The organism is Allocoleopsis sp. (genome assembly GCF_036703385.1).
GTDB lineage: Bacteria > Cyanobacteriota > Cyanobacteriia > Cyanobacteriales > Coleofasciculaceae > Allocoleopsis.
The window spans coordinates 1-23,223 of the sequence record NZ_DATNPA010000659.1; the positions used below are offsets into that span (position 1 = coordinate 1).

Sequence of the window (23,223 nt, forward strand, 5' to 3'; positions counted from 1 at the left end):
ATTCCACAAGACGATGGAAGCTAGATTTAGAATCCGGTTCATTTGAACTCGATGAGCAAGGCAAACCCAAATCTTACTCTAAAGAATTTGTTCGAGGGATGAAATTCGATCCAAAGACCGGATCACTCAGTCCCGAACAGGAATTAGAAATAGCAGTTAGATATATAGAAACAATCCAGCATATCAGTGGGAAAAGATTTGAACCCGATCGCAGACCGAGAGATGAGAGAATTGTTGAATCGACAAACCTTATCTTAAAAAAGCTTGGACTTAAAAAGTAATTACAAATTATAGCAGTTTTTACTTGCGTGAAGTACAGGCCGAAAAACCTAACCTCCAACCCCTTCCCTACAAGGAAAGGGGATTAAGAATCAAAGCCTCTCTCCTTGTAGGAGAGAGGTTTTCCAGAGAGGTCAGGCAGTATCTCATCCCATCGAGAAAGACTATAAAAATGACCAATTATCGATGACGTTTGTACACCCAAACTGTACCTAATGCCGATGCGATTAATAGTCCTAATCCATTAGCCGGTTCCGGTACCGACTTCACTTCTGTTGCTCCGACATAGGCGTCTGACCATTGACGGGCGGCTTGAAACCACTCAAATGCATTCTCATGCAAATTGATGCTGTGCCCTGCACCTGGCAGAACATAGGTTTGTAAATTCGCTTCCGGTGCAAAGAATGGCGCTTCAAACGCTGCTACGTTTTCTGCGCTGTCGCAGATATTGCCAGTACAAAAACTCCCATCGTACTGTCCAACGGCTAAAAAGACTGGCACATGAATTTGTTTGGAAGTTTCCGCAAAAATAGCTGCGGCGTTCGTCGTCGCCTCGCCAATCGTCACTGTCTCTTTGGTCGCTTCATCTAGGGCAATGACTTGGGGATCGGCGTTAAGATTCTCGTAGAAGAGATTGCCTCGTGTCCCTGGTTGAGTTGTCAGATAACCTGAAGGCAAATTCTGCCCACTGAAGCGTTGATCGAGTTGTGCTGGATAGAACGAGTTAATAAACTCGTCCAACCAAGTGAAATTCTGGTTGTGCAAAAATCCACTGAGAATAACCCCAGCGATATTACTATCCTGACTCGCCACACCCACGACAGAACCAAATGCCCCAGAGGAGTGCCCGACCAGCATAATGCGATTTTGGGCTACGCCTCCAATTTGACCCTCCCGCAGACCTTGGACGACTTGATTGAGGACGTAAGTATTAGAGGAGACAGTGACTTGGTCAGCAGGAGGTCGAGAACTATTACCAATCCCAATTCTGTCAAGGTTGAATGTAGCGTACCCCGCTTGTGTGAGAGCGTTCACATAAGAGTAGCGATCGCTCTGGTAGGGTAAATCCCAGTAGAGGTGACTGTAGCTCGTACCTGAAACGAGGACTTGAACCGTGCGATCGCCTTGTGGGGATTGACCGCACAACTGACCAAAAACCTGGTATTGCTGAGGTTCTCCCGGTGCGAGTGCTACAGGCAGTTGTACGTCGGAACAGGTAGCAGGAGTAAGTGTCGATGATTGGGCAACATCTGCGTCTAGCAGTTGCAGGATGAATGCAGATGAACCAAAGAGCGCGAGTAAGCTCCTAAATAGGAATTGCTGCATTCCAAACGTTCCTTAATACGACGATTGCCTTATTGTAGAACCAGCCTGTACTTGATGCTAACCCTAACGCGATCGCACATCCGGTGAACAAAACCCACCTAGAGAATAACCTCCGAGGTGGGCATCCTTGGCTAGGATTTCCGAGCAATGAGCTCGGTAGGAACTGCCATAGCGCTTTACTACATCCGAAATACTATCATTGTTCGGATCTTGCTTAACCGAACACGGTAAACTCATACGAAGTTGGAGCCTTGAAGTGTTACAGGGGTAAGACTCGGAATTCATGACTCATAACCTATAAGCGATTTTGAAAATCACGCGACGAGACAGCAACTCGATCTCAGATGTTGCTCTTTACTTCGCGTTTTGCCCCAGTATACGGAGAAAAAATTTTGGGTATAGAGCTGCGTAGCTACGTATTTCTAGACAATTTGCAGCCTCAACACGCGGCTTACATGGGGACAGTGGCGCAAGGGTTCTTGCCTTTACCGGGTGATAGCTCCCTGTGGATTGAAATCGCACCTGGGATCGAAATTAACCGGATTACGGATATCGCGCTCAAATCCACCTCTGTTCGTCCGGGGGTACAGGTTGTTGAACGACTTTTTGGACTTCTCGAAGTTCATTCCAGCTTCCAGGGTGAGACACGGGCGGCGGGTAAGGCAATTTTGGAGGCGCTGGGTGTCCGAGAACAAGATTGTCTCAAACCCCGCGTCGTTTCCAGCCAGATTATCCGCAATATCGATCCCCACCACACCCAACTGATCAATCGCACTCGGAAGGGACAACTCCTCTTAGCAGGACAAACGTTATATGTTTTGGAAGTTCAGCCTGCTGCTTATGCTGCCCTAGCGGCGAACGAAGCCGAGAAATCCGCTTTCATCAACATCCTGGAAATTCTCCCGGTGGGTATCTTCGGACGCCTTTACTTAGGGGGAGCCGAACGGGATATTTTGGCAGCGTCTCGTGCCGTGTTGGTGGCGTTGGAAAATGTGGTTGGACGGGCTCATCCCGATAGTGGAAAATCGGACTAGTGCAAGAAGGCAGTTCGCGTAGCGTTCTCCTTCTTGAGTAGACAGGAGGCACAAGGCAATCCCGATGAAAAAATTTCACAGCCATGAGCGATCGCCATTTTAGCGATTGTCCTGAACAAACAACCCCTCAACACGACGCCGATTCACAGGCATCATGGTTAAAGTGACTCGTTTTTTTACCAAACCTAGAGATGGCAAATGCAGAGCATCTGGCGTTTTTCGATCAGGGTGCCGTTGGATGGATGAATTGGAGAACTCTCAACCCACAAATAGAACCCGACCTGAGCGAAGCTAACCTGATAGGGGTTAACCTCAAAGGTGCTCAGCTGCAAGGGGTTAATCTAAGAAAAGCGCTGCTGGATCATACTCTCCTAATTGCAGCGAACCTCAGAGGTGCCAACCTGAGTCAGGCTAACCTTTCCCATGCATCCCTGAACGAAGCAAACCTCGTCGAAGCTTGCCTGATCGATACAACCCTCATCGGTGCTGACCTCATCGGTGCTGAACTCACGGGTGCTAACCTGATCGGGGCAGACCTTTACGGGGCTAACCTTACAGGCGTCGATCTGAGTGAGGTCAACTTGATTGGGACTAACCTGAGAAGGGTTAACCTCAAAGGAGCTGATTTGAGTGGGGCACAGTTATTAAGAACAAACCTCAGCGAAGCCAAACTCGTGGCGGCTAACCTGAGTCATACTAACCTGAGCAATGCTAACCTCCACGAAGCTGAATTAATTGGAGCTTACCTTTACAAGGCTGAACTCTACAAAGCGAACCTGAGTGAGGCTCACTTGAGTGGAGCTTACCTCTCTAGGGCTAATTTGTGCGAAGCTGACCTGGAAAGAGCTGATTTGAGATGGACTAATCTCAGTCGAGCTAACCTGTGCGAAGCTGACTTGAGAGGCGCTAACCTCCGAGGAGCCAACCTTAGCAAAGCTAATTTAGAAGGAGCTGACCTCAGAGGTGTTAATCTCCGAGGAACCAACCTGAACAACGCGAATCTTCAGGGAGCCATGATGCCCGATGATGCAACTCATACCATTTTAGATTTTGGATTTTAGATTTTGGATTGCACAAGCCTTCTGGAGGCGAGGGTCTAAATCTATGATGTGCCGCATCCTCTGTTTAAATTGGTATCACTTTCAGATACCAAAAAGGTACGGGCACGATAATATTGTGCCCGACAACTCTTGAACCCGAATGAAAACTAATACAGAATAGGTTGCGATCGCTCTCACTCAAACAAACCGACCAGTAGACTCCTTACGGCGAATGCCAATTACAGAGGGTTTGGGTGGGCCCTGAGGATTGCCCTCGATATTACTAGGCCAGTTACTGCCACGAGGAACCGTGCGAGTTTGGTTAAACACAGAGCCATCCAAATTGAGAATCTCAAGGCTACGGCTCAGGGTTTGCTGGGGGGTGAAGGGGCAATCTTCACCAGGATGCTGTACCGCGATGATTAGTGTATCCCCGACAAATGTTGGTCCGGTCATCTCGCAACGGGGTGGGCCATAAGCAAAAGGAATAGCTTCTCCCGCATTTGGGCCACTTGTGGGAATAAATAGCAGCCAATTATTGCCAAACACGGCATTGAGATTGGTCACATTACCAGTCTGCTTGTGATCGACCAAAATCTGCTTCGCCGCCGCACCCACATCGAAACCATTGTGGGTACCCGTAGACATATCGGTGACAATCCAGACATTTTCCTGACTGTCAAAAGCAAGATTATCGTTTTGCGTGAAGCCAGTTCCGTCTTTGGATCCTGCTTCACCACCTTGGACAAATCGCTGCCAATGGAAGCTTGTGCCTGTGCCATCGGAGCTGTCTTCAATAATCTTGTAGAGTCCTCCCAAATGCTGGGTATCGTTGACGGCACTGGTGTACTTAGAAACGACAAAAATTCGCGAATCAGGATAGCCATCCCCTCCCGGTGCGGCGTCTGTGTAGGAAATGTACACATGCTTTGTCTTGGGATGAATTTCAATATCCTCAGGTCGAGCGGTAGGCGTTCCACCTACTAAATTGGCAGCTAAAAAGGCATCGCAAAGTGCTGCACCTTGGCTCGTGTAAAAGTTGGAAAGCTTCTTTCCTTTGTAACCGGGTAGAGCTGTAGCTTCGTTGGTTGTATCAACACCAAATATACCGCCGTCTGAGGTTTGGCCTGCAATACCGTTACGTTTGGGTAGTGGCAGCAGTCCATTCCTGGTTGCCTTACCTAGAGCGGCAATTTCTACGGAGGCAAGAACCGATGGCGCAATTGGATCGGTTGGGGTATTTAATTCCAGGGGAATCCATTGACCTGTACCATCGGAATGGTAACGGGCGACGTAGAGCGTTCCTTGCTCAAATAAAGCACTGTTGTTTTTGTCATTGGGGGAAGAAACGGTGCCGTTGCTGACAAATTTCCAGGTATGACCCCCGCGTTTGTCATCACCCATATAGGCAACTAATTTTTTCCCGGCCTCAGCCCGAATGGCAATGTTTTCATGGCGAAAACGACCTAAGGCTGTGTGTTTGCGAGGCCGGTAGCTTGGGTCGGATGGGTCAATTTCCACCATCCAACCGTATTTTTCCCCAACCAAGCCAAATTTTTCTCCAGAAGTCCCGGCGGTGTAGCTGGTTTGTGTGCCATCCGGTTTTACACTTTCCGTTACCCCCATAAAAAAGGCTGCACTGCCTTGGAAGTTCTCTTCGGCAGACAAGATTCGTCCCCAAGGTGTAGTGCCACCCGAACAGTTGAATGCGGTGCCGATAATTTTACTGCCCAGTCCGTCTACAGATTGGTTAAACACTTGAGTTGCTGCTGGCCCCGTACCAATCAGATAGTTTTGGTCTCCTTGTTGGTAGCTTTTGGAACCCCAGGATGTGGTGCTCTTATACTGATCGGAACGTTGGCTGTTAATGCCTAAACCTGAAAGGCCATGAATACGTCGATTTTTGGAGTCGCTGACAACGGCAAACTTTTCAGCCCGATCAGAACGAGAAATCCGCACGACAGAGCCGCCCAGATTGTAATAAAATTCGCCCAAAAGTTGGATACTGGTCTTGTCAGAGGGTAACGTTTGCCCTATCACCAACGGGTAGGTTTCAGGAAAGCCTGCTAAATCGCTTGGAGCCTCTGGTGCGATCGCAGAAAATGGGAATGAAATGTATTCGTGATTCACCCAAAGATAGCCGTCATTGGGATTATTGCCATTCATCGGAACGAAGCCTGTGTAGTCACAGTTGTATCCAAAGTATTCTTCCTGGTTCGGAAAAACGCGATCGCCCCAACGCACAATGACATACCGCTCATATTCCGGTGGCACTACAACATCGTCAATGACATTGTATTGACCTAATCGCGTATCTGTAGAAGCATTTAATGCACTTCCCTGACCCATTGCTGTGGGCAGATAGCTGTTTTGTTGTTGATAAATCGGTAAAGGATGGGGTAAACGCACTGGGGTAAATTTAAGCGGCTCAGCGGCTTCGGCAATGCTCAAATTGCGGTCAAAACGTTTTCCCCTCAAAGCAGGAGCCAGAACAGTAGCACCAGCACTTGCTCCCAAGAAAATTAGGAGCTGCCTCCGAGTAAACTTGGACATCGAATTCTCTCTTGTTTAGAATCGCAAAAATGAAAAGTTTTGACTCACTATCTCGTTCCAAATGCGGTAAAAACAGTTATCTCGTACAATGCTCATAACTTTTAGCAAAATACAGTTCTCTTTTACCGCTCATAACCCCTTCAGAATTTTCGTGGTTTATATCTTGAGATAGATGTCATGCCTGCTCTTGGCTTTTTCTTGTTTAGGTTTGAACTCTATCTGCGCATACCTAATCTCGTAAAATGAGCATAGGCATATAACTCTGTTCAAAATATTATCTTTACAAAATTAAATTGAGGTAATTAACGATTTAAACAGTGATTATTAACTATTAACCACACCTTAACTCTTTAAATTTTCGATGAAGGGTATGTGAAGGAAGATAGTGTGCTATCCAAATCAGTTAATTATTATTGGTGTTGGCAGAACCTGACTCTTGCTTTTAGCGGAAGATCGCTCGATCTGAAACTTAGAGTTAAAAACTACCTGATGGGGGCACTATTATGAAAAAGACTATAGGTTTGGCTGCGATCGCACTTCTTGTTGGTTCAGTCTTTCCAAGTAATGTAAAGGCTGCGACGTTGAATGGAAGTTTTGAAAATGGCTTCGATGGCTGGGAAACAATCGGTGACTACCGAATAGAAACTTCCGACTTTGGGATTGAACCAGTAGCAGGAAGCTCTCAAGCTTTTCTCTCAACAGCTTTTCAAGAAGTCGTTGGTCTTGATAGCAATTTTAATCCGCTCATTGGCGGAAATGCTATTCCTGTAGATTTTATTAGTGGATTTCCCAGTCTAGAAGAATTTCTGGGTTTATCAACCTTCTTAGGCGATAATTCTTTAAATAGTATAGCTACAGCAAGACCCATTGAGGGGTCTGCGATTCAGCAAAGCTTTACGGCATCAGCTGGAGATATCCTTTCGTTTTCTTGGAATTTCCTAACTAATGAGTCAGTTGAGCAAGCCGCTCGTGAAGATTTCACCTATCCAAATTTTAATGATTTCGCTTTTGTCTCGATTCAATCTGACTCGTTTAGCCAGTTGTTCAGTCTAGCTGATACCGTTTCAACGTTCATCAACTCTTCTACTCGCTATAGTAACGAGACTGGATATCACCAATTTTCCTACACGATTCCAACTACAGGAACTTACACAGTAGGAATTGGCGTGGTGGATGTAGGTGAACCAACTCGCACTTCAGGACTACTGGTTGATAACGTGGAAGCTGTTCCTGAACCTGGCTCAGCTTTAGCATTACTCGTTGGAGGTGCTTTGGGAACCATTTCGATGCGGATGCGAAACAAAAAGAACAAGGAAATGGCTTAATTTTAAATTCGATTAATCATCTCTAAACCCTGGAGTGCCTTCTAATCTAATTCTACGCGGCACTTCCAAATACGTTGTAGCCTTAGGAACAGTAGGAGGATTGTTAAAGCCTAGCAGTACTTGAGAATTATTGGCAAAATATCGAGTCCATCGATAGATTCGCGAGTCTCGTTGCCACTGAGTGCGAGTCACTTGTGAGCGCAACAGTGGAACAATCTGTCCTTGATGTTCCCCTAAAACCATGATGGAAATTTCGCTGGTTTCAGGGTTTTCTGCAAATTCTTGCTCTATCGATTGACTAGCTAAATCCTGTGCTTGCTGGAGTAAATTGTCAAAAGATGGGTTGCTATCAGAATTGAGGATAAAATTGCGCTCTACTAATTCAGCTGAGGCAAGTGAGATAGTGGATAGTAAAGTACTTAGTACCAAAATAGCGCCCCAGCAGAGGCGACGATGGAGACTCATTGGCTTGGCTATTGTTAGTAGATGTGCGCTAGTTAGGTTAACAGCCAAAAATTAAAAGGTTAGTAAGCTTTGGTTAAGAGAGTTTAGCAATGTCGCTCATGCCCATTGGCTTTTTTGATGCGATATTTAAACCGCGCCCAAATCCCTGAGTAAAAGGGGAGCAACTGATGTACTACTTACTTAAACTCTTGGCCAGTACATAATGATCAAGACACTAAGTAGTGCTAAACTTACTCCAATGACGTCATAACGGTCTGGAGCCACACCCTCTACTTTCCAACCCCAAAGCATCGCCATAGCGATAAATACCCCACCATAGGCAGCATAAACTCTGCCAAAGTTAGCAGGTTGAAATGTGGCGATCGCTCCGTAGAGACTCAAGGTTAGCGCACCGAATATACCTAGCCAGATTGACTTACCTTCTCGCAGCCAGAGCCAGATGAGATAGCCACCACCGATCTCAAACAAGCCAGCCCACACAAAGTACAGTAGAGATTTAACAACTTGTCTCATCAGCTTTTACCTGTCTTCCGAGAAGTGGTGCTGCTCAGTAAAGGAACTCTAGGATATGCTGTGCGGTTAGTTGAGGCTGTTCCAGGTGTGGGACATGACCGCAATTTTCGATCCAAATGAGTTGAGAATGCGCGATCGCATCTTTAAACTTGTACGCATCAGCCGTTCCCAAAATGCGATCGCACTTCCCCCATAAAATTAGCGTCGGTTTCTCAATCTGTGATAGTTTCTCCCCAAAAGAGCTGTAACCCCCACTCTTGGTAAAAGCAATCAACGCTTGCTGCCAACCCTCTGATTTGAGATGTAACGCAGCACACAATTGGGCATCCAACGAAGCAAAGCTCTTGTCGAAGTAAGCATTCGTACTAATTTGTTGGCGAACTTTCGGGTTCCTTAAAAAGGCTGTTGCCAAAGAGCTGAAGGGTGGAAACATTAGCTTGCCAATGTTAGGGGGGGCTTTATATCCAGCGCTATCGATGAGAACTAGCTTCTTTACGCATTGCGGGTAAGAGAGGGTGAAATCAATCGCAGCAGCTCCTCCCATTGAAGCACCCACCACAATCACTGGCTGACTAATCAGTGTTTTCCAAAAGTAATAAAGATGGGTTTTAATGGCAGCTGGACTAAAGGCAATTCCTGCCAATCGCTCCGTAAAGCCAAAACCTAACAAGTCAACTATCCATGTCTCATTTCCGACAGCTAATAGAGGCAACAGACGACGAAACTCCAATACCGAGCTATCAAAGCCGTGAAGCAAAACGATGGGTGTTCCGCCACTGCCTTGACGTACATAAGTAGTAATAATGGGCTGCTCACTTAGGGGTGTCGTAATCGCAATTTGCTCAATACTCTGAGCAAGGGTAATGGAGGTAGGCTCGGTTAGCTGAGCCATTTCGGTGAGCAGGAAAGGAGTAGACATTAATTTCCAGAGATAGAGGCAAATAAACTCAAGGTACCTCATTATCCGCAGACTGAAAATCTGGGACTAGATAAGACTGACGCTACCTCCTTCGTAGAAACCTCTCAGTTTTTCGTTAGTTTTGCCTCACTCAAGCGCTATCTCCGGACTAAGTCTGTAAGCCCTTGCTAGAAGCGTTCTCCGTTGACGAAGCCTTCTCCGAAGGAGTAGGAGTAGGAGTAAGAATGAAAATTCTTATTCCTTCTGCCCTCTGCCGTCTGCCCTCTGCTTAATTGTCCAGCTAGTTCCTGTTACTACTGGATATCCTCAAACTAAGGGAGATGTGACATCACAGACCACAGTAACAATGGAGTGCTAGCTAGGATAGTAAAAACGATCGCATTCTCTAAGTTGCGAGTTACGAATCCTATAGTTAGCACTAGGCTGAAAAAAAGCACAAAAGAGAAAAAGAAGGCTAACTGTTCGCCGCCATAATCAATCAGTGAATCTTCCATGTGAGTCTTCCTGTTGACTTGTCTTCTCTAAAAAGAGATAAAAATCAGGAGTAAGGACGTTCCTGTAACTACTCTTTTATAGGTAACATTTTAAAAATCAATCTGCAAATTATACTTTACTTCCTGCACACTTGCTGGCGATCGCTGGAGTAATGCTCAAACGTTAAGTAGGCCAAGATGGAGATTATTATCCCAGACTTTTTGCTTGCCGCCACAGGTCAATCCGAGTTACTGAGCCGCACTTGAGGGAAAGGGACGCTGCTGAGCGTATTGTTGAGCGAGTTGTACCAGATTCACGAGTTCAGGGTTCTTCGCTTGAGGCACTCGCTGCCCATACAAAAGCTCCTGTATACTGGTAGCGATGAGAAACAGGTATTCCCGGAAGGTGAGAAAGCCTTGATCGGTAAAGCTCATCGTGTTGGGTAGTGGGCTGATATGGGGAATGACGGTAAAACCGCGATCGCGGAAATCAAGAAGCGATCTCCATATATGGAGTTCATCAGTAACTAGCAAAATTCGCCGGATTCCCTGTTGCTGTAGAATTGCCGCCGTAAACAGGGCATTTTCAGCTGTTGTTAAAGAACAATTTTCACCATCTAGCACGCTCTGAGGAATACCTTTTTCTTTTAACTGAGTGAGCATCCTGGGCGCATCGTAAGTACCGCTGACAAAAATTACAGGTGCTCGTTTAGCCTGCCAAAGCTGATGCACCACATTAACTCGCGACATTGCCAGCTCTGTTCCTCGACCCAGCACCACAATGGCTTCTGCTTGGGTACCCGAATCAACTGGAACGAAAAGAACCAGTCCTTTATCTGCCACAGCTAACAATACTACTAAAGTTACAGTGAGTCCACTTAGCAATAAGATTCCCCTTGGGCTACTTAAGCGACGCTTGCATTGTGAAAGACTTCTAATCCGGCGCAGTCCGAAAAAAGCCAACAGGAGTACTACCAGTAGCAGGGGTATTTTGAGCCAGTCAAACTGACTCCCATTGGGGAACAGAGGAAATCCGGTAAATGGGCGATCGCATAAGGCTGAGTCAAACATTGAACAAGAGCGACGTGACCTGTATCCGTTATATAGCAGTTCTCAGTTGCGTGAAGTACAGAGCGAAAAACCTAACCCCCGACCCCTTCCCTACTAGGGTTGCGGGAGTACGAATCAAAGCCTCTCTCCTTGTAGGAGAGAGGTTTGGAGAGAGGTCAGAGTGTACCGCATCCAATCGAGAAGGGCTAAAGTCTTTACGGGTGGCCAGTCGCACACAACACTCTTACTGGAGTATTCTCATTAACTAACAATTTTGATTTTGCTGGCTGCGCTCACTGCTTTTTCCCTAGCCTCCTGAACATCTTTTCCTTTCGCTAAAGCGACACCCATTCTCCGAAAAGGACGCGAGTCTGGCTTGCCAAATAATCTCAAATCTACATCTGGCTCGCTTAACGCCTCCGCTACCCCTTCAAAGACGATTGAATCGGAATAGTCTTCCGCTAAAATAACAGCACTTGCTGAGGCTCCGAGTTGCTCTATCTTGGGAATTGGCAACCCTAAAACAGCTCTCAGATGTAGCTCAAATTCATTGAAGTTTTGAGAGATTAAAGTTACCAGTCCTGTATCATGAGGTCGGGGCGAAAGTTCAGAAAAAATTACTTCATCTTTGGTGATAAAGAACTCCACTCCAAAAATTCCAGCTCCGCCTAAAGCATCGGTAACTTTTTTCGCGATCGCTTCTGCTTCTCTTACCTGTTCTTCGGCAATGGCAGCAGGTTGCCAAGATTCTTGGTAATCCCCTCGTTCTTGACGATGCCCAATCGCTGGACAAAAAATCGTCGGCGCATTCCACTGTTTAATGGTTAATAAAGTAATTTCTAGCTCGAAGTTGATAAACTCTTCAACAATAATCTTTTGGGTATCCCCTCTAGACCCTGCGATCGCATAATTCCAAGCCTGCTCTACTTCCTCTGGAGAATTAACCACCGACTGACCTTTCCCGGAGGAGGACATAACAGGTTTTACCACATTCGGAAAACCAATTTTTTGAGAAACTTCAATAAACTCATCTAAATGGGTGGCGTAGGCATAGTTAGCGGTTCTAATGCCTAACTGCTGATGAGCCAGTTCTCGAATTCGGTCGCGATTCATCGTGTAGTTTGTTGCCATCGCTGTAGGAATCACTGTAATTCCTCGCTGTTCAAATTCCAGTAGTTTCTCAGTTCTGATGGCTTCAATTTCTGGGATAATGAAATCAGGCTGATGTTTGGTAACAACTCGTTCCAAATCCTCCGCACTTAGCATAGAAATGACTTCTGAGCAATCCGCCACTTGCATAGCTGGTGCATTTTCGTAGCGGTCAACGGCAATAATATAATTACCCAGTCGTTGAGCCGCAATGACAAATTCTTTGCCCAGCTCTCCTGAGCCAAGGAGCATAATTTTTTGGGGAAGTTTTAAAGTATTTGGCATGATTGATACACTCCTTGAGTTAAAAGTTGCGCCGAGTTTAAAATCCGAGGAAAATTTTGTGGGAATGAATCCAAAATTTCTTTTAATCTAAAATCCAAAATCTAAAGTCTAAAATTCCTAGCCAAATATAGCACCCCGAAATTTTAGCTCGGTGCGTTGCTGGTTCGTTAACCCAATTCCACTTCCCAAGTTGCACCTCTCGACCAAAGCCTCTGACCATACCGTCTCATTCAGGGTTGCACCTCTCAAATCGGCTTCTCTCAAATCGGCTCTAGTAAAATTGCCAAAGATTAAGTCTGCTTCTAACAAACGACTTCCTTTCAAATTAGCCCCCGTTAAATCTGCACGAATAAAATTGACCCCATCCAAAACTAATCCTGATAAATCTGCTCCTCTGAGATTAGGAAATTTTACCCGATTTGGAGCCTTAAAAAAATGCATGACACAAATTATATTCGCCTCGTTTAGGGGGATTTGGGTTAGAAAATTGTATCGGACTAACCCAAGACTTTTAAGGATTAGCAGACGCTGCTGAGCATCTTGCTCTAGAAATTGAGTGCTAGTGTAACGGATGTCTTGAGTCGGCGAATTCAGCATTGAATCAGACTGTAATGATGACTTAAAACTGAAGTTGATTACTCTATTTTTACAGCGAAGTGGGGCGTTAGCCCTTCACGGCTGTGTGGGAGGCTATTAACCAAACACGCTCAATTCTAGAGCTTGGGCAAGTTGCCGCAACAAAAACAAACCCGCCTTGGAGTTACCGGCCTCATCTAAAGCTGGACTATAACAAGCGATCGCACCTTGGGATGGCACGACGGAAAGCATAGCCCCACTCACTCCTGATTTCGTCGGCACTCCCACCTGCACCGCAAAACGACTGGAAGCTTGATACAAACCACAGGTGGTCATTAAGGAATTAACTAAGCGACGATTTTCTGGTAATATGGCTTTATAATTCTGCACCAGAAGCAAGCCCAAAGACGATAAATCGGCTACTGTTCCAGATAAGCAGCAGACGTGATTGTAGGTATCTAGAGCCGTTTCCATAGAATCTACATAACCTGACTCAGCCAGCCGATTAGCAATAGCTCGATTGCGTTCGTTGGGCAGGGAACGCACGGATTTTAGCATCGCCTCATCTAAAAACAGATGGCAGTTTGAGCGTTGATTGAGCCACTGGCGGAGGGTTTCACAGCGAGAACGAGCATCTGAGCCCGGTAGCCGATTAGCAAGTGCGATCGCACCACTGTTGATCATCGGGTTGCGGGGCCAACCCTGATCGGCTTCTAGTTGTGTGAGGGAATTAAACGGCTCATCCGAAGGCTCCATGCCCACGAAGGCAAAGACCGCTTGTGCTCCCGACTGCTCTAGCAAAAACAGCAGCACAAACGGCTTGACCACACTCATGAGTGGAAACGACAGGGTAATGTCGCCTGCCGAAAGCATCTGACCATTAATACCCCGTATCTCCACAGCAAACCAGGTGGAATTCGCCTGAGCCAGCAACGGGATATAGTCGGGTAACTGACTTCCCTGAGTCTGAGCCTTTGCCTGAACAGCCCAGGCATTCAGTTGAGCCTGAGTGAGGGTCGTTAGTCCTGTTGAGGGTATTGTTGACACGCCGAACCCTGATTTGGACATGAATTAATATATAGCGATTCTCACTGGGATGGAGTACACAAACCCTGTATGGGCACGACAGGTCGTGCCGCCACCCTTGTACCTCACTATTCCCATGCCCCGATTTTCAGCGATGGAGACAAGCCAAAATCCAAAATCCAAAATCTAAAATGAATGACGGGTTAGAGTAGTCTCATAGGTTAGGTTAAAATCTCAGAAAGAATCCGGAAAACTAGAATTTCAGTAGGTAGCTGAATGTATTCGGTAACCTTATCCATTAAACGCTTCACAACACTAGCATCACCCTATGACTAATCGAATTCACGGCTATGGATGGATTCCTGATACACCCGATCCAAGAGATATAAAATACTCAGCCCCTCAACCTCTACTTAAGGCTTTACCACCTAGGGTAGACCTGCGATCACAGTTCCCCCCTGTTTATGCACAAGGCCCCATAGGAAGCTGTACGGCACAAGCCGTTTGTGCGGCCTTTCATTTCTGTCAAAAGAGACAGAAACTCTATAATTTTGCGCCCAGCAGATTGTTTACTTACTACACCACAAGAGACATTGAAGGAACGGTTTATGAAGATAGTGGTGCAATGCTAAGAGATACCATCAAATCCATCAATAAATTTGGAGCTTGTCCGGAATCGATCTGGCCCTATGATATTAGCAAATTAACGGTAAAACCCACTGTTACTTGTTACGACACGGCGAGTAGACATACAGCGGTTTCTTACTCTCAAGTCTCACAGACTCTCAATCAGATGAAAGGATGTCTAGGTGAAGGCTTTCCTTTTGCATTTGGTCTGCTCGTTTACGAGAGTTTTGAAGGTGACCAGGTGGCTAATACTGGAGTGTTACAGATGCCCGCCGCTGGGGAGCAAGAAGTGGGAGGTCATGCTGTATTAGTAGTTGGCTATGATGATTCCCAAAAGAGATTTACCATTAGAAATTCTTGGGGGAGTGATTGGGGAATGGGAGGCCACTTTACACTGCCTTACGATTACATGTTGAATCCAGATTTAGCGACTGATTTCTGGACCATTAGACTTGTGCGCTAAAACATCCTTCCAGGAATCCAGTTCACTTTGGGAAAATAGGCAATTGGTAAGCTGATGTGTATTTAAGCAAGCATAATCGGAGGGGCTTTCCGGCCTATCCCACAAAAAACAAGCTAAACACCGACGAGCTCGTTAAATATTCAACAGCTTACTTCTGCCCTATTCTCCATCACCCAGACATTAAGTTTTCTCATGAAAGCTGAAAATCTCTTTCCTCTGAGGGTTGGCTCCTGACCCGTAACCTCCAATTTCAAGGGAGTTAGATTTATTAATTTTCTTATCTAGTAGCGATCGCATAGCGAGTTGCTAGTTAATTATTTGTGAGGAGTCTTGTCAGACTTCTCTTTTGTCCTGTCTATCTGCTATTAAATTACAGGGGTCGTAAATAAACGCAGTGAAGACAAGGAGGAGTAAGTTTAGATAGCGCTCTTGTTGAACTGGAGGGAAACGTTTGCCGTGAAGGTCTAGAATGCGCCTAGCGCCTAACGGGGGGAAGTGGAGTGATGGCGACGAAGAAAGAGTATTGGCAAAGCCTAGCAACGAAAATTTCTAAGCTTCAACCTATTTTCAGAGCAGTGACCTAACTGAATAACCCAGCCATTAATTTAGGAAAAATAAAAATGAACAAATATGACAGTGTATTTAATTCAGAAGAGACATCCGAAGAAGGATTGAGTCCAGAAGAAGGTGTCGCGGCGATCGCTATTATTACGGTTCTCTCTAATTCTGATGCGTCTCATCTAGAGACAGATTATTTAATTGACCTGCTGTGGGAAACAGAACTCTTCGATGACTACTCCGATGATGAGATAGCAGAGATGGTCAATAGACTCCTAGGCATTGCGGGGGACGAGGGACGCGGAGCGCTGTTTAATGCCGCTTATGATTGTCTACCCGATGAGCTTTTGGCGGATGCTTTTGCCGCCGGGGTAATGATGGTTGTTGATGAGTCTGGGACTATTCCGCCTGGGCCCAGAAGTTTTCTCAAAGAGTTACAACACGCTTTGGAAATTGAGGATGAAGAAGCGCAAGTTATTGAAGACGAGGTCGTTACAGCGTTGGATGAAGACGCAGACGAAGAATATGAGGAGGAAGAAGGCGAGGATACAGACTTAGAGGGAGAGTATGAACAAGATAAATCGAGCCAGGGGGTGTATGAATCCCCGGCGGGTAATTTTAGCGTCCCAATTCCGGTTGAACCCCAAAAAGGGGGAACAATCGAGGAGCAAGATGGTGTAGTCGGGTTTTCCGACGACTTTGGTCGTTTGCTGAGAATTGATTATTATCCCATTTCCGCTGACCAAGCGGATAAGTTGGAGTCCCTAGGACAGGAAGACTATCTCATCGCCTTTCTGGTGGACAATTACGTCGAGCAAGCGATTCTTAGGAATATACCGAATTCCAAGGTTGAGTATAGGGAATATTTAGAAAATGTGATGGAGGGGTCTTACTTTATAGTCGTTGATATGCCGCAAGGTTCAACCATTTCCGTCCAGAAAAACAATGAATCTTCCCTGAGGTTGGATGCACTACGGGGTCTTATTGCTTTTCCTATGGATGATTTTTTGTATGTGCTAAGCTGTCAGCGCACTTTTTTTGAGGGAGAGACTCTCGCCTCGATAGAACAAGAAGTCGAGCGATTAAAAGACCAACTTTTAGACTTTCTCGATACGGTGGAGTTTACTTAAAGCGAATCCAGCGATCGCAAAAAGAATGATGAATGAGCCAGCCTCAATGCTGGCTTGTCTTTTAGAAGTTGGAAATGGGTTAAAATTTATCCCTTTCAAACACGCTGTCTCATCCACTCAGCTGGATTTAACTTATAGTAGCGTTTCAGCTCATTGTATAGTTCGGGATGCTTTCTTTCCATCTGAAACGGTTTTTCAAAAAACGTCTCTGTCACAACAGCAAAAAATTCGGCTGGGTCAGTTGCGCCATATTCATCGATAACCGTCTCCCAACCCTGTTCAAGTTCACTCCTCAATGTCTCATATTCTCTACTAAACACCCGTGCCCAACTGATATAGTCTGACCTTTTCTCTAGAATCGGTACACCCGATGCACTGCCACCCTCTTGGTCTAGCTGATGGGCGAACTCGTGGAGTACTACGTTGTGTCCATCTTTCCAATTGAGCGCATCACGCCTGACATCGTTCCACGAAAGTACGACTATACCAATAGGCCAAGATTCACCCGCTTTAACTTGTTTTTCCTCTAGGTAGTGTCCTCCCACAGAGCTTGTCTGATTGGCGATAAAAGCACTTGGATAAATGAGAATGATACGAAGCTTGGAAAAATAAGTACCTCTTTCGTTGAGTAAAAGCAGAGCCGCTTGGGCAGCAATCGTAAGCTTGATTTCATCCGTTATTTTCAATCCTCCACATCCTTTGAACGTTTTCTCGGCAAGTAAGACATTAATGTGGCTGTGGAGCCGTTTTTGTAACGACTCTGGTAGGCAATTATACAGGGGAACATTCCGTTCGAGGATGGTAATCCAATCCCCCGGAAAAACCCTGTGTTTAATCCGGCTACGCTTCAGATTAATGAGAGGATTTATCCCCAAGATAAAAGCAATAAGAATTATAATAAATAACAGAGTAATCAGGGTTTTTATCATAGAATATGGGGTTGGGAAAAGCTATTATATATATCCAACGTGTTTGGTTACTTATCATCAAAAAGTCTCCCTATCTTCTATTGTGGATATAGACCGTGTAGTGAACCGACTGTGGAACACAGGGCTCTTCGATGACTACTCAGGTGATGAACTATTAACGATGGTTGAGAGATTCCTAGACATTGCTGAGGAAGAAGGTTCAGGAGTACTACTTAACGCCGCTTAGGCTTCTCTATCAGATGACATCGCGCCTGAGGCTTTTGCCATCGGAGTGATAATGCTAGTCGATGATTCTGAGGAGATTTCTACTCAAAAAAAGGGTTTTCTTCAGGAACTCCAACAAGCGTTAAGACTTAAAGAGGAACAAGCACAACAAATTATAGATGATGCCGTTGCCGCGTTGAATGTGGCTGGATGAATTACAAACATTTGCTAGTTGAAGTTATTAGCTAATAGCTAATAACTTGAATTGAAAAACTCAGTTTTGCTATTATTACTCCAATTCAGCCAGTTCCAACCAGCGTTCAGTTGCCCTATCGATCGCCTGATTCAAAGCTTCCAACTGCTGATAAAGTTCCTGAACCTGGGTCACTTTCCCCGGAGGAGCCTTGAACAGTACGTTCTCCGTCTCCGCTTTCTCAGCCTCCAACTGAGCAATTTTGCCCTCAAGCTCCTCAAACTCGCGCTTTTCCCAACTAGAAAGCCGACGCGACTTGCTATTACGGGATGAGTTTGTCTCCACCTTCTCAGCTTTGGGGACTTCGGCTTTTCTGGGCTCTTGCTTAGCTTGTTGTTGAGCGGCTTCTGTTTCTTCTGCCTGCTTGTAGTCGAGATAAACCGAGTAATTCCCAGGATACTGACGGATATTGCCCCCTGGCTCCAAGGCAAAGATTTTCTCTACCGTGCGATCGAGGAAATAGCGATCGTGGGAAACCGCAATTACACAGCCATTAAACTCTTCTAAATATTCTTCCAGGATGGAGAGTGTCTGCACATCTAGGTCATTCGTGGGTTCATCCAGAATCAGCACATTAGGGGCACTCATCAGTACCCGCAGCAAGAACAGGCGACGTTTTTCTCCCCCAGAAAGCTTATTAATCGGTGCATATTGCTGGTTTCCAGGGAATAGGAAACGCTCCAACATTTGTGAGGCCGTAATTAGCGTGCCATCTGCGGTTTTAACGTATTCTGCGATTTCTTTGAGGTAGTCAATGACGCGCTGATTTTCGTTAATCGCCTCCAGGATATCCTCAGAGTGTTGGTCGAAATAGCCGATGTGAATGGTTGTGCCCAGCTCAACTTTACCGGAATCGGGTTGAACTCGCCCGGTAATGATATCCATCAGCGTGGATTTTCCTGCACCGTTGCCGCCGATAATTCCTACACGGTCATCAGAAGTAAATTCGTAGGTAAAGTTTTTGATTAGAGTTCGTTCATCATAAGCTTTAGCAACATTCTCTAACTCAATCACTTTCTTCCCAATCCGACGACCAGGAGTAGAAATCTCAACCTTAGTCTGTGCCTGTTTAAACTCCTTACCCTGCATCTCATGGATGCGGTCAATTCGCGCTTTCTGCTTCGTACTGCGAGCTTTTGGCCCTCGTTTGAGCCATTCCAACTCACGGCGCAATACCCCCTGATGTTTACGCTGACTGCTAGCCGCCGATTCTTCCGCTAATGCTTTTTTCTCTAAATAGTAAGAATAGTTGCCAGAGTAAGTGTAGAGGTCGCCTCGGTCGATTTCCAGGATACGGTTGGTGACGCGATCCAAAAAATAGCGATCGTGAGTAATCAGTAGGAGTGCGCCCCGGAAAACCTTGAGGTAACTCTGTAACCACTCGACTGACATGGCATCTAGATGGTTTGTCGGCTCATCCATTAGTAACACCTCTGGCTCCGACAACAATGCAGCAGCTAGAGCGATACGCTTGCGATAGCCACCGGATAAATCACCAATCCGAGCCTCGAAGTCTTCAATGCCTAATTTAGTCAGGATAATTTTCGCCTTCGTCTCTAAATCCCATGCGCCGATCGCTTCCATGCGCTGCATCACTTTGGAGAGACGAGCGAGCAGTTGGCTATCTTCTGAATTGTGAGCCAGTTTGTGCGAGAGTTCCTCATATTCGCGGATCAGGGTCATTTGTTCGCCACTATCGGCAAATACCTGTTCCAAAACAGTGTGATTTTCATCCAAGTCAGGTTGCTGGGGCAAGTAGACAATTTTCACTCCAGGATTGACTATAATTTGACCGCCATCAATTGGCTCGATGCCAGCAATCATCTTGAGCAGGGTCGATTTGCCGGAACCATTGGTGCCGATTAAGCCAACTTTATCGGTGGCGTCTAGACTAAAACTGGCATCTTTGAGGATTTCCTTAATGCCAAAGTCTTTGTTAACGGATTGCAGTGTGAAAATACTCATCCAGTTTTTGTTGAGAATCCCTAATAAAGCAGGTTAGCACTCTGATATCGAGTTCGGTGGGTTGCTCTTCTTTGGGATGGAGTGGAAGAGGGGGAGTTAACTTAGGGTGTCTGCAAGGTGTATTTTTAACAAACCACTCCAGGCACACAGAGCGCACAGAAGAGAAGAAAGAGAAGAAGAGAGTATATTTTCTATGTCTAGTTACCAATTTCCAGAGGGTTTTTTGTGGGGGGCGGCAACTGCATCCTACCAAATAGAAGGGGCGGCAGAGGATGGGGAGCGCAAACCTAGTGTTTGGGATAGTTTCAGTGCTACTCCAGGACGGGTTCTTAACGGTGATACGGGTGGCGTTGCATGTGACCACTATCATCGTTATGAGGAAGACGTGAAACTGATGGTACAACTGGGCATCAAGCATTATCGCTTCAGTATCGCTTGGCCTCGCATTATTCCTGATGGTCGGGGTGCAGTGAACGAAGAAGGCGTGGACTTTTACAAGCGCTTAGTTGACTGCCTGCGGGAGCACGGAATTACCCCACACGCTACGCTATTTCACTGGGACTCTCCGCAAGCGTTGGAAAATTTATATGGTTCCTGGCAGAGTCGGGAGATGGCGTTTGACTTTGCGGACTATGTGACGGCGGTGGTGAGTCGGTTGGGCGATCGCATTTCGCACTGGATGACAATCAACGAAATCACCTGCTTTACTCACTTGGGTTATGCGGTGGACAAAGAACCCCCTCATGCTCCAGGAACGCGGGTGAGTTCGCTCAAACAGGTGTGGCAAACGTCTCACCACGCCTTACTGGCTCATGGTTTAGCTTGTCAAGCTATCCGTACCATTTCACCCGCTCGCTGTTCGGTGGCGCTGGTAGACAATCTTTCCGTAACGGTTCCCATCCACGAATCACCCGTTCATATCAAAGCGGCAAAAAAGGCATTCCATACCTGTGGAGAGAATGGCGGCATCATTTTTCCTGCCCTCACTGGCGCTTATAGTCCTGCTTTGCTGGAACAGTTGGGAGTCAATGCACCGGATATTCAAGAGGGTGACTTGGAAACCATTCATCAACCTTTAGATGCCCTTGGTTTTAATATCTATACGGGTACCTATGTCCGAGCGGCTGACAACGAAGTGGGCTACGAATTTCTCGACTTACCTAAGGGCTATCCCCGGATGCACATGCCTTGGCTGAATATTCTGCCGGAGTCGATGTATTGGGGTATTCGTCATATTAGCGAGACGTTGGGACGTGAGGATTTGCCGATATTGATTACTGAAAATGGCTGTGCTTCACAAGATGAAGTAAATGTCAAGGGTGAAGTCATTGATACTGATAGAATTATGTACCTGCGGCAGCACTTGAAGTCAGCACATCGAGCAGTTAGTGAGGGATATCCGCTTAAGGGTTACTTTGTCTGGAGTCTGATGGATAACTTTGAGTGGGCGTGGGGGTATGACCGCCGCTTTGGTATTACTTATATCGATTATCCGACGCAACAACGGATTCCCAAGGCGAGTTTTGATTGGTATCGGGAGTGTATTCGTGGTAATCGCGTGGTTTAATTCTTATTCTTTGGTAAGGAGATGAATAGATGACACTGGTGGCAGCTGAAGATGTTCATCTGCGGACGGCTTAATTATAAAAAAAAGTAATAAGTAATTTTTAAAGCTATGTATTACAGCGATTTAATTTCATTCGAGCAACTAATTCCTTTGGGAATTACTCAGATTATAACTGTTGAAAAATTGGTTGATTTTGAGCCAATTGCTCCCAGCGCATTTTTAACTGAAGCCTTAAAACGATTTGCACCGCTTGCTACTGCCATCAATACCGAAAAAGCTCGTTCTGAATATTTAATTGCTCCCATTTTAAGCGAAATTGTCACCCTTAATCCTCATGCTTCCTTATTTTCGGGTAAAAGTTTTACGGCTGATCCCAGTATGGGTTTGAATGGGTTTGTTGATTTTTTACTTACTGCTAATCCTGATAAACTAACAATTAAAGCTCCTAACGATTGGATATTAATAAAAAAGGTTTAGGATGGGTTAACTGTGATCGCTTCTTGAATTAGTACGTTAAGTCTTAAAATGGAATATTGTCGCTCGGTTAAAAGCGTGAGGGCTGATTTTGAATGAACTTGAAGAGCAAGCCAAAAGACTGCTGCAAACACTCTTATCTGTGCCGTTTGAGTCCTGTGCATTAATCACCCGTGAATTTCGAGATCTCCCACTGTCACCTGGATTGTATGCCGTCAAGCATCGGGAGCATGGGCTACTTTATATTGGCAAAGCAAAAAAACTCCGAGAGCGATTTAGAGGTGGACACAAAGCCTGCACCTGGTCATGGTTGGAGGATTATAACCATCGAGACGTTGCGATCGCGTTCGCACCGCTCTCAATGGTTGATGTTCTAAAATTGGGAGATGAGCTAGAAAGCATTCTGATTCATGCGACACAGCCCCCATACAATGCGAGATATCCTAGTAGAGACTAAAGGTAGTAACCATGCAAACTCTCCCACAAACTGATAGGAAGCATCTCAGCCATGATGCCGCATTGATGTTGTTGGCAGTGTTGCCGGAGCGCATTCGCGATGCTTATTTGAATTATGCGAAACAGATTGACTACTCCATCGAAATGGTACTGGAGATGGCTCTAGCCGACTTCCTCGACCCTGATTCATTGACGTTTACAGACTGTAAGCCTCAGATCGGTTTACATCTAAACGAAGATCAGGTTACATAATCAGGAACTGGTGGGCGATCGCCTATCTATAAAAAGCGCGATCGCGCCAGCGCTGCTGCTTTCAGCAGATCGCTCGTCGATAAAAAGTAAAACGCGATAGCGCCAGCGAGAAGAGCTCTTCAGATCGCATTTGCTGTAGATTTGAGCCTGTTGTTTGTCATTCATCGAATCAGGCGAAATCCAACATTTATCAGCTTGATTGAGTCTTAGGTGTTGGGTTTCATGCTTCAACCCAACCTACAAAGCGGGCTGAGGACATTGGTAAATTTGTTGCGGTAAGCGAAGGTGCTGTCTAGGATGAATTCGGGTTGCTTGTGCGCTGCCCAAGTATT

Annotated in this window: 24 protein-coding genes and 1 pseudogene; 11 read left to right on the forward strand and 14 right to left on the reverse strand. The window is 45.8% G+C overall.

Features of this window, described 5'->3' with window-relative positions; translation table 11 throughout:
* A pseudogene (locus tag V6C93_RS31110) lies at nucleotides 1–281 on the forward strand (phosphoribosylaminoimidazolesuccinocarboxamide synthase); the annotation flags it as partial.
* A 178-nt stretch (nucleotides 282–459) separates the two neighbouring features.
* Here V6C93_RS31110 and V6C93_RS31115 read toward each other — a convergent pair.
* On the reverse strand, nucleotides 460–1,605 hold the full coding sequence (locus V6C93_RS31115) for an alpha/beta hydrolase (protein WP_333480552.1): 1,146 nt from the start codon (nucleotides 1,603–1,605) through the stop codon (nucleotides 460–462).
* A gap of 63 nt (nucleotides 1,606–1,668) precedes the next feature.
* A complete protein-coding gene (locus tag V6C93_RS31120; protein ID WP_333480553.1) occupies nucleotides 1,669–1,842 on the reverse strand; it encodes a hypothetical protein in 174 nt (57 codons plus the stop codon).
* A 155-nt stretch (nucleotides 1,843–1,997) separates the two neighbouring features.
* On the opposite strand from V6C93_RS31120, the gene V6C93_RS31125 reads away from it, so the two are divergent.
* Both V6C93_RS31125 and V6C93_RS31130 read left to right on the forward strand, forming a co-directional pair.
* Entirely contained in the window at nucleotides 1,998–2,639 is a 642-nt protein-coding gene (locus tag V6C93_RS31125) for a hypothetical protein (RefSeq protein WP_349262891.1), read from the forward strand.
* A gap of 191 nt (nucleotides 2,640–2,830) precedes the next feature.
* On the forward strand, nucleotides 2,831–3,700 hold the full coding sequence (locus V6C93_RS31130) for a pentapeptide repeat-containing protein (RefSeq protein ID WP_333480555.1): 870 nt from the start codon (nucleotides 2,831–2,833) through the stop codon (nucleotides 3,698–3,700).
* 177 nt (nucleotides 3,701–3,877) lie between these two features.
* On the opposite strand, the gene V6C93_RS31135 is transcribed toward V6C93_RS31130, so the two are convergent.
* The gene (locus V6C93_RS31135) at nucleotides 3,878–6,232 is read right to left on the reverse strand and encodes a PhoX family phosphatase (protein ID WP_333480556.1); all 2,355 of its coding nucleotides are present in this window, start codon (nucleotides 6,230–6,232) and stop codon (nucleotides 3,878–3,880) included.
* Between the two features lie 503 nt (nucleotides 6,233–6,735).
* On the opposite strand from V6C93_RS31135, the gene V6C93_RS31140 reads away from it, so the two are divergent.
* The gene (locus tag V6C93_RS31140; protein ID WP_333480557.1) at nucleotides 6,736–7,557 is read left to right on the forward strand and encodes a PEP-CTERM sorting domain-containing protein; all 822 of its coding nucleotides are present in this window, start codon (nucleotides 6,736–6,738) and stop codon (nucleotides 7,555–7,557) included.
* A 12-nt stretch (nucleotides 7,558–7,569) separates the two neighbouring features.
* Here V6C93_RS31140 and V6C93_RS31145 read toward each other — a convergent pair whose 3' ends face one another.
* The 8 genes from V6C93_RS31145 to glsA all read right to left on the reverse strand — a co-directional run bounded on the left by V6C93_RS31145 (nucleotide 7,570) and on the right by glsA (nucleotide 14,055).
* On the reverse strand, nucleotides 7,570–8,022 hold the full coding sequence (locus V6C93_RS31145; protein WP_333480558.1) for a hypothetical protein: 453 nt from the start codon (nucleotides 8,020–8,022) through the stop codon (nucleotides 7,570–7,572).
* A gap of 180 nt (nucleotides 8,023–8,202) precedes the next feature.
* Nucleotides 8,203–8,535: a YnfA family protein gene (locus V6C93_RS31150; protein WP_333480559.1), complete on the reverse strand. Its 333-nt coding sequence runs from the start codon at nucleotides 8,533–8,535 to the stop codon at nucleotides 8,203–8,205.
* 34 nt (nucleotides 8,536–8,569) lie between these two features.
* Nucleotides 8,570–9,454 carry an alpha/beta hydrolase gene (locus V6C93_RS31155; protein WP_333480560.1) on the reverse strand — a complete coding sequence of 295 codons (885 nt, stop codon included), beginning with the start codon at nucleotides 9,452–9,454 and terminating at the stop codon, nucleotides 8,570–8,572.
* Between the two features lie 311 nt (nucleotides 9,455–9,765).
* Nucleotides 9,766–9,948, reverse strand: coding sequence for a hypothetical protein (locus V6C93_RS31160; protein WP_333480561.1), 183 nt, complete (start codon nucleotides 9,946–9,948; stop codon nucleotides 9,766–9,768).
* Between the two features lie 228 nt (nucleotides 9,949–10,176).
* Complete coding sequence (locus V6C93_RS31165; protein WP_333480562.1) at nucleotides 10,177–10,998, reverse strand: YdcF family protein; 822 nt, start codon at nucleotides 10,996–10,998, stop codon at nucleotides 10,177–10,179.
* 240 nt (nucleotides 10,999–11,238) lie between these two features.
* On the reverse strand, nucleotides 11,239–12,411 hold the full coding sequence (gene purT / locus V6C93_RS31170; RefSeq protein ID WP_333480563.1) for a formate-dependent phosphoribosylglycinamide formyltransferase: 1,173 nt from the start codon (nucleotides 12,409–12,411) through the stop codon (nucleotides 11,239–11,241).
* Nucleotides 12,412–12,528: 117 nt separating this feature from the next.
* Nucleotides 12,529–13,008 carry a pentapeptide repeat-containing protein gene (locus tag V6C93_RS31175; RefSeq protein WP_333480564.1) on the reverse strand — a complete coding sequence of 160 codons (480 nt, stop codon included), beginning with the start codon at nucleotides 13,006–13,008 and terminating at the stop codon, nucleotides 12,529–12,531.
* Between the two features lie 96 nt (nucleotides 13,009–13,104).
* Nucleotides 13,105–14,055: a glutaminase A gene (gene glsA, locus V6C93_RS31180; RefSeq protein ID WP_349262890.1), complete on the reverse strand. Its 951-nt coding sequence runs from the start codon at nucleotides 14,053–14,055 to the stop codon at nucleotides 13,105–13,107.
* A gap of 286 nt (nucleotides 14,056–14,341) precedes the next feature.
* Here glsA and V6C93_RS31185 point away from each other — a divergent pair, with 286 nt between their 5' ends.
* Together V6C93_RS31185 and V6C93_RS31190 are read left to right on the forward strand one after the other, a co-directional pair.
* Nucleotides 14,342–15,103 (forward strand): C1 family peptidase, encoded by a 762-nt coding sequence (locus V6C93_RS31185; RefSeq protein ID WP_333480566.1) that lies wholly within the window; start codon nucleotides 14,342–14,344, stop codon nucleotides 15,101–15,103.
* A gap of 620 nt (nucleotides 15,104–15,723) precedes the next feature.
* Nucleotides 15,724–16,791: a tellurite resistance TerB family protein gene (locus V6C93_RS31190; RefSeq protein ID WP_333480567.1), complete on the forward strand. Its 1,068-nt coding sequence runs from the start codon at nucleotides 15,724–15,726 to the stop codon at nucleotides 16,789–16,791.
* Between the two features lie 95 nt (nucleotides 16,792–16,886).
* Here the strand turns inward: V6C93_RS31190 and V6C93_RS31195 are convergent, their stop codons facing one another.
* Nucleotides 16,887–17,720 (reverse strand): M90 family metallopeptidase, encoded by an 834-nt coding sequence (locus V6C93_RS31195; protein ID WP_333480568.1) that lies wholly within the window; start codon nucleotides 17,718–17,720, stop codon nucleotides 16,887–16,889.
* Nucleotides 17,721–17,997: 277 nt separating this feature from the next.
* On the opposite strand from V6C93_RS31195, the gene V6C93_RS31200 reads away from it, so the two are divergent.
* Nucleotides 17,998–18,138 (forward strand): hypothetical protein, encoded by a 141-nt coding sequence (locus tag V6C93_RS31200; protein ID WP_333480569.1) that lies wholly within the window; start codon nucleotides 17,998–18,000, stop codon nucleotides 18,136–18,138.
* Nucleotides 18,139–18,213: 75 nt separating this feature from the next.
* Here the strand turns inward: V6C93_RS31200 and V6C93_RS31205 are convergent, their stop codons facing one another.
* On the reverse strand, nucleotides 18,214–20,142 hold the full coding sequence (locus tag V6C93_RS31205; protein WP_333480570.1) for an ABC-F family ATP-binding cassette domain-containing protein: 1,929 nt from the start codon (nucleotides 20,140–20,142) through the stop codon (nucleotides 18,214–18,216).
* 193 nt (nucleotides 20,143–20,335) lie between these two features.
* Here V6C93_RS31205 and V6C93_RS31210 point away from each other — a divergent pair, with 193 nt between their 5' ends.
* The 4 genes from V6C93_RS31210 (at nucleotide 20,336) to V6C93_RS31225 (ending at nucleotide 22,891) form a co-directional block, all read left to right on the forward strand.
* The gene (locus tag V6C93_RS31210) at nucleotides 20,336–21,709 is read left to right on the forward strand and encodes a GH1 family beta-glucosidase (RefSeq protein WP_333480571.1); all 1,374 of its coding nucleotides are present in this window, start codon (nucleotides 20,336–20,338) and stop codon (nucleotides 21,707–21,709) included.
* A 108-nt stretch (nucleotides 21,710–21,817) separates the two neighbouring features.
* Nucleotides 21,818–22,186, forward strand: coding sequence for a hypothetical protein (locus tag V6C93_RS31215; protein ID WP_333480572.1), 369 nt, complete (start codon nucleotides 21,818–21,820; stop codon nucleotides 22,184–22,186).
* 88 nt (nucleotides 22,187–22,274) lie between these two features.
* Nucleotides 22,275–22,640 (forward strand): GIY-YIG nuclease family protein, encoded by a 366-nt coding sequence (locus V6C93_RS31220; RefSeq protein ID WP_333480573.1) that lies wholly within the window; start codon nucleotides 22,275–22,277, stop codon nucleotides 22,638–22,640.
* 11 nt (nucleotides 22,641–22,651) lie between these two features.
* Nucleotides 22,652–22,891, forward strand: a complete 240-nt coding sequence (locus V6C93_RS31225) for a hypothetical protein (protein WP_333480574.1) — start codon at nucleotides 22,652–22,654, stop codon at nucleotides 22,889–22,891.
* On the opposite strand, the gene V6C93_RS31230 is transcribed toward V6C93_RS31225, so the two are convergent.
* A complete protein-coding gene (locus V6C93_RS31230; protein WP_333480575.1) occupies nucleotides 22,892–23,056 on the reverse strand; it encodes a hypothetical protein in 165 nt (54 codons plus the stop codon). It lies immediately after the preceding gene.
* Nucleotides 23,057–23,223 lie beyond the last annotated feature (167 nt).

Excerpts from the sequence above, each read along its gene's own strand:
- V6C93_RS31115 (WP_333480552.1), bottom strand. The coding sequence starts at position 1,605 with ATGCAGCAATTCCTATTTAGGAGCTTACTCGCGCTCTTTGGTTCATCT.
- V6C93_RS31120 (WP_333480553.1), bottom strand. The coding sequence starts at position 1,842 with ATGAGTTTACCGTGTTCGGTTAAGCAAGATCCGAACAATGATAGTATT.
- V6C93_RS31130 (WP_333480555.1), top strand. The coding sequence starts at position 2,831 with ATGGCAAATGCAGAGCATCTGGCGTTTTTCGATCAGGGTGCCGTTGGA.
- V6C93_RS31135 (WP_333480556.1), bottom strand. The coding sequence starts at position 6,232 with ATGTCCAAGTTTACTCGGAGGCAGCTCCTAATTTTCTTGGGAGCAAGT.
- V6C93_RS31140 (WP_333480557.1), top strand. The coding sequence starts at position 6,736 with ATGAAAAAGACTATAGGTTTGGCTGCGATCGCACTTCTTGTTGGTTCA.
- V6C93_RS31145 (WP_333480558.1), bottom strand. The coding sequence starts at position 8,022 with ATGAGTCTCCATCGTCGCCTCTGCTGGGGCGCTATTTTGGTACTAAGT.
- V6C93_RS31150 (WP_333480559.1), bottom strand. The coding sequence starts at position 8,535 with ATGAGACAAGTTGTTAAATCTCTACTGTACTTTGTGTGGGCTGGCTTG.
- V6C93_RS31155 (WP_333480560.1), bottom strand. The coding sequence starts at position 9,454 with ATGTCTACTCCTTTCCTGCTCACCGAAATGGCTCAGCTAACCGAGCCT.
- V6C93_RS31160 (WP_333480561.1), bottom strand. The coding sequence starts at position 9,948 with ATGGAAGATTCACTGATTGATTATGGCGGCGAACAGTTAGCCTTCTTT.
- V6C93_RS31165 (WP_333480562.1), bottom strand. The coding sequence starts at position 10,998 with ATGTTTGACTCAGCCTTATGCGATCGCCCATTTACCGGATTTCCTCTG.
- purT (WP_333480563.1), bottom strand. The coding sequence starts at position 12,411 with ATGCCAAATACTTTAAAACTTCCCCAAAAAATTATGCTCCTTGGCTCA.
- V6C93_RS31175 (WP_333480564.1), bottom strand. The coding sequence starts at position 13,008 with ATGCTGAATTCGCCGACTCAAGACATCCGTTACACTAGCACTCAATTT.
- glsA (WP_349262890.1), bottom strand. The coding sequence starts at position 14,055 with ATGTCCAAATCAGGGTTCGGCGTGTCAACAATACCCTCAACAGGACTA.
- V6C93_RS31185 (WP_333480566.1), top strand. The coding sequence starts at position 14,342 with ATGACTAATCGAATTCACGGCTATGGATGGATTCCTGATACACCCGAT.
- V6C93_RS31190 (WP_333480567.1), top strand. The coding sequence starts at position 15,724 with ATGAACAAATATGACAGTGTATTTAATTCAGAAGAGACATCCGAAGAA.
- V6C93_RS31195 (WP_333480568.1), bottom strand. The coding sequence starts at position 17,720 with ATGATAAAAACCCTGATTACTCTGTTATTTATTATAATTCTTATTGCT.
- V6C93_RS31200 (WP_333480569.1), top strand. The coding sequence starts at position 17,998 with ATGCTAGTCGATGATTCTGAGGAGATTTCTACTCAAAAAAAGGGTTTT.
- V6C93_RS31205 (WP_333480570.1), bottom strand. The coding sequence starts at position 20,142 with ATGAGTATTTTCACACTGCAATCCGTTAACAAAGACTTTGGCATTAAG.
- V6C93_RS31210 (WP_333480571.1), top strand. The coding sequence starts at position 20,336 with ATGTCTAGTTACCAATTTCCAGAGGGTTTTTTGTGGGGGGCGGCAACT.
- V6C93_RS31215 (WP_333480572.1), top strand. The coding sequence starts at position 21,818 with ATGTATTACAGCGATTTAATTTCATTCGAGCAACTAATTCCTTTGGGA.
- V6C93_RS31225 (WP_333480574.1), top strand. The coding sequence starts at position 22,652 with ATGCAAACTCTCCCACAAACTGATAGGAAGCATCTCAGCCATGATGCC.
- V6C93_RS31230 (WP_333480575.1), bottom strand. The coding sequence starts at position 23,056 with ATGAATGACAAACAACAGGCTCAAATCTACAGCAAATGCGATCTGAAG.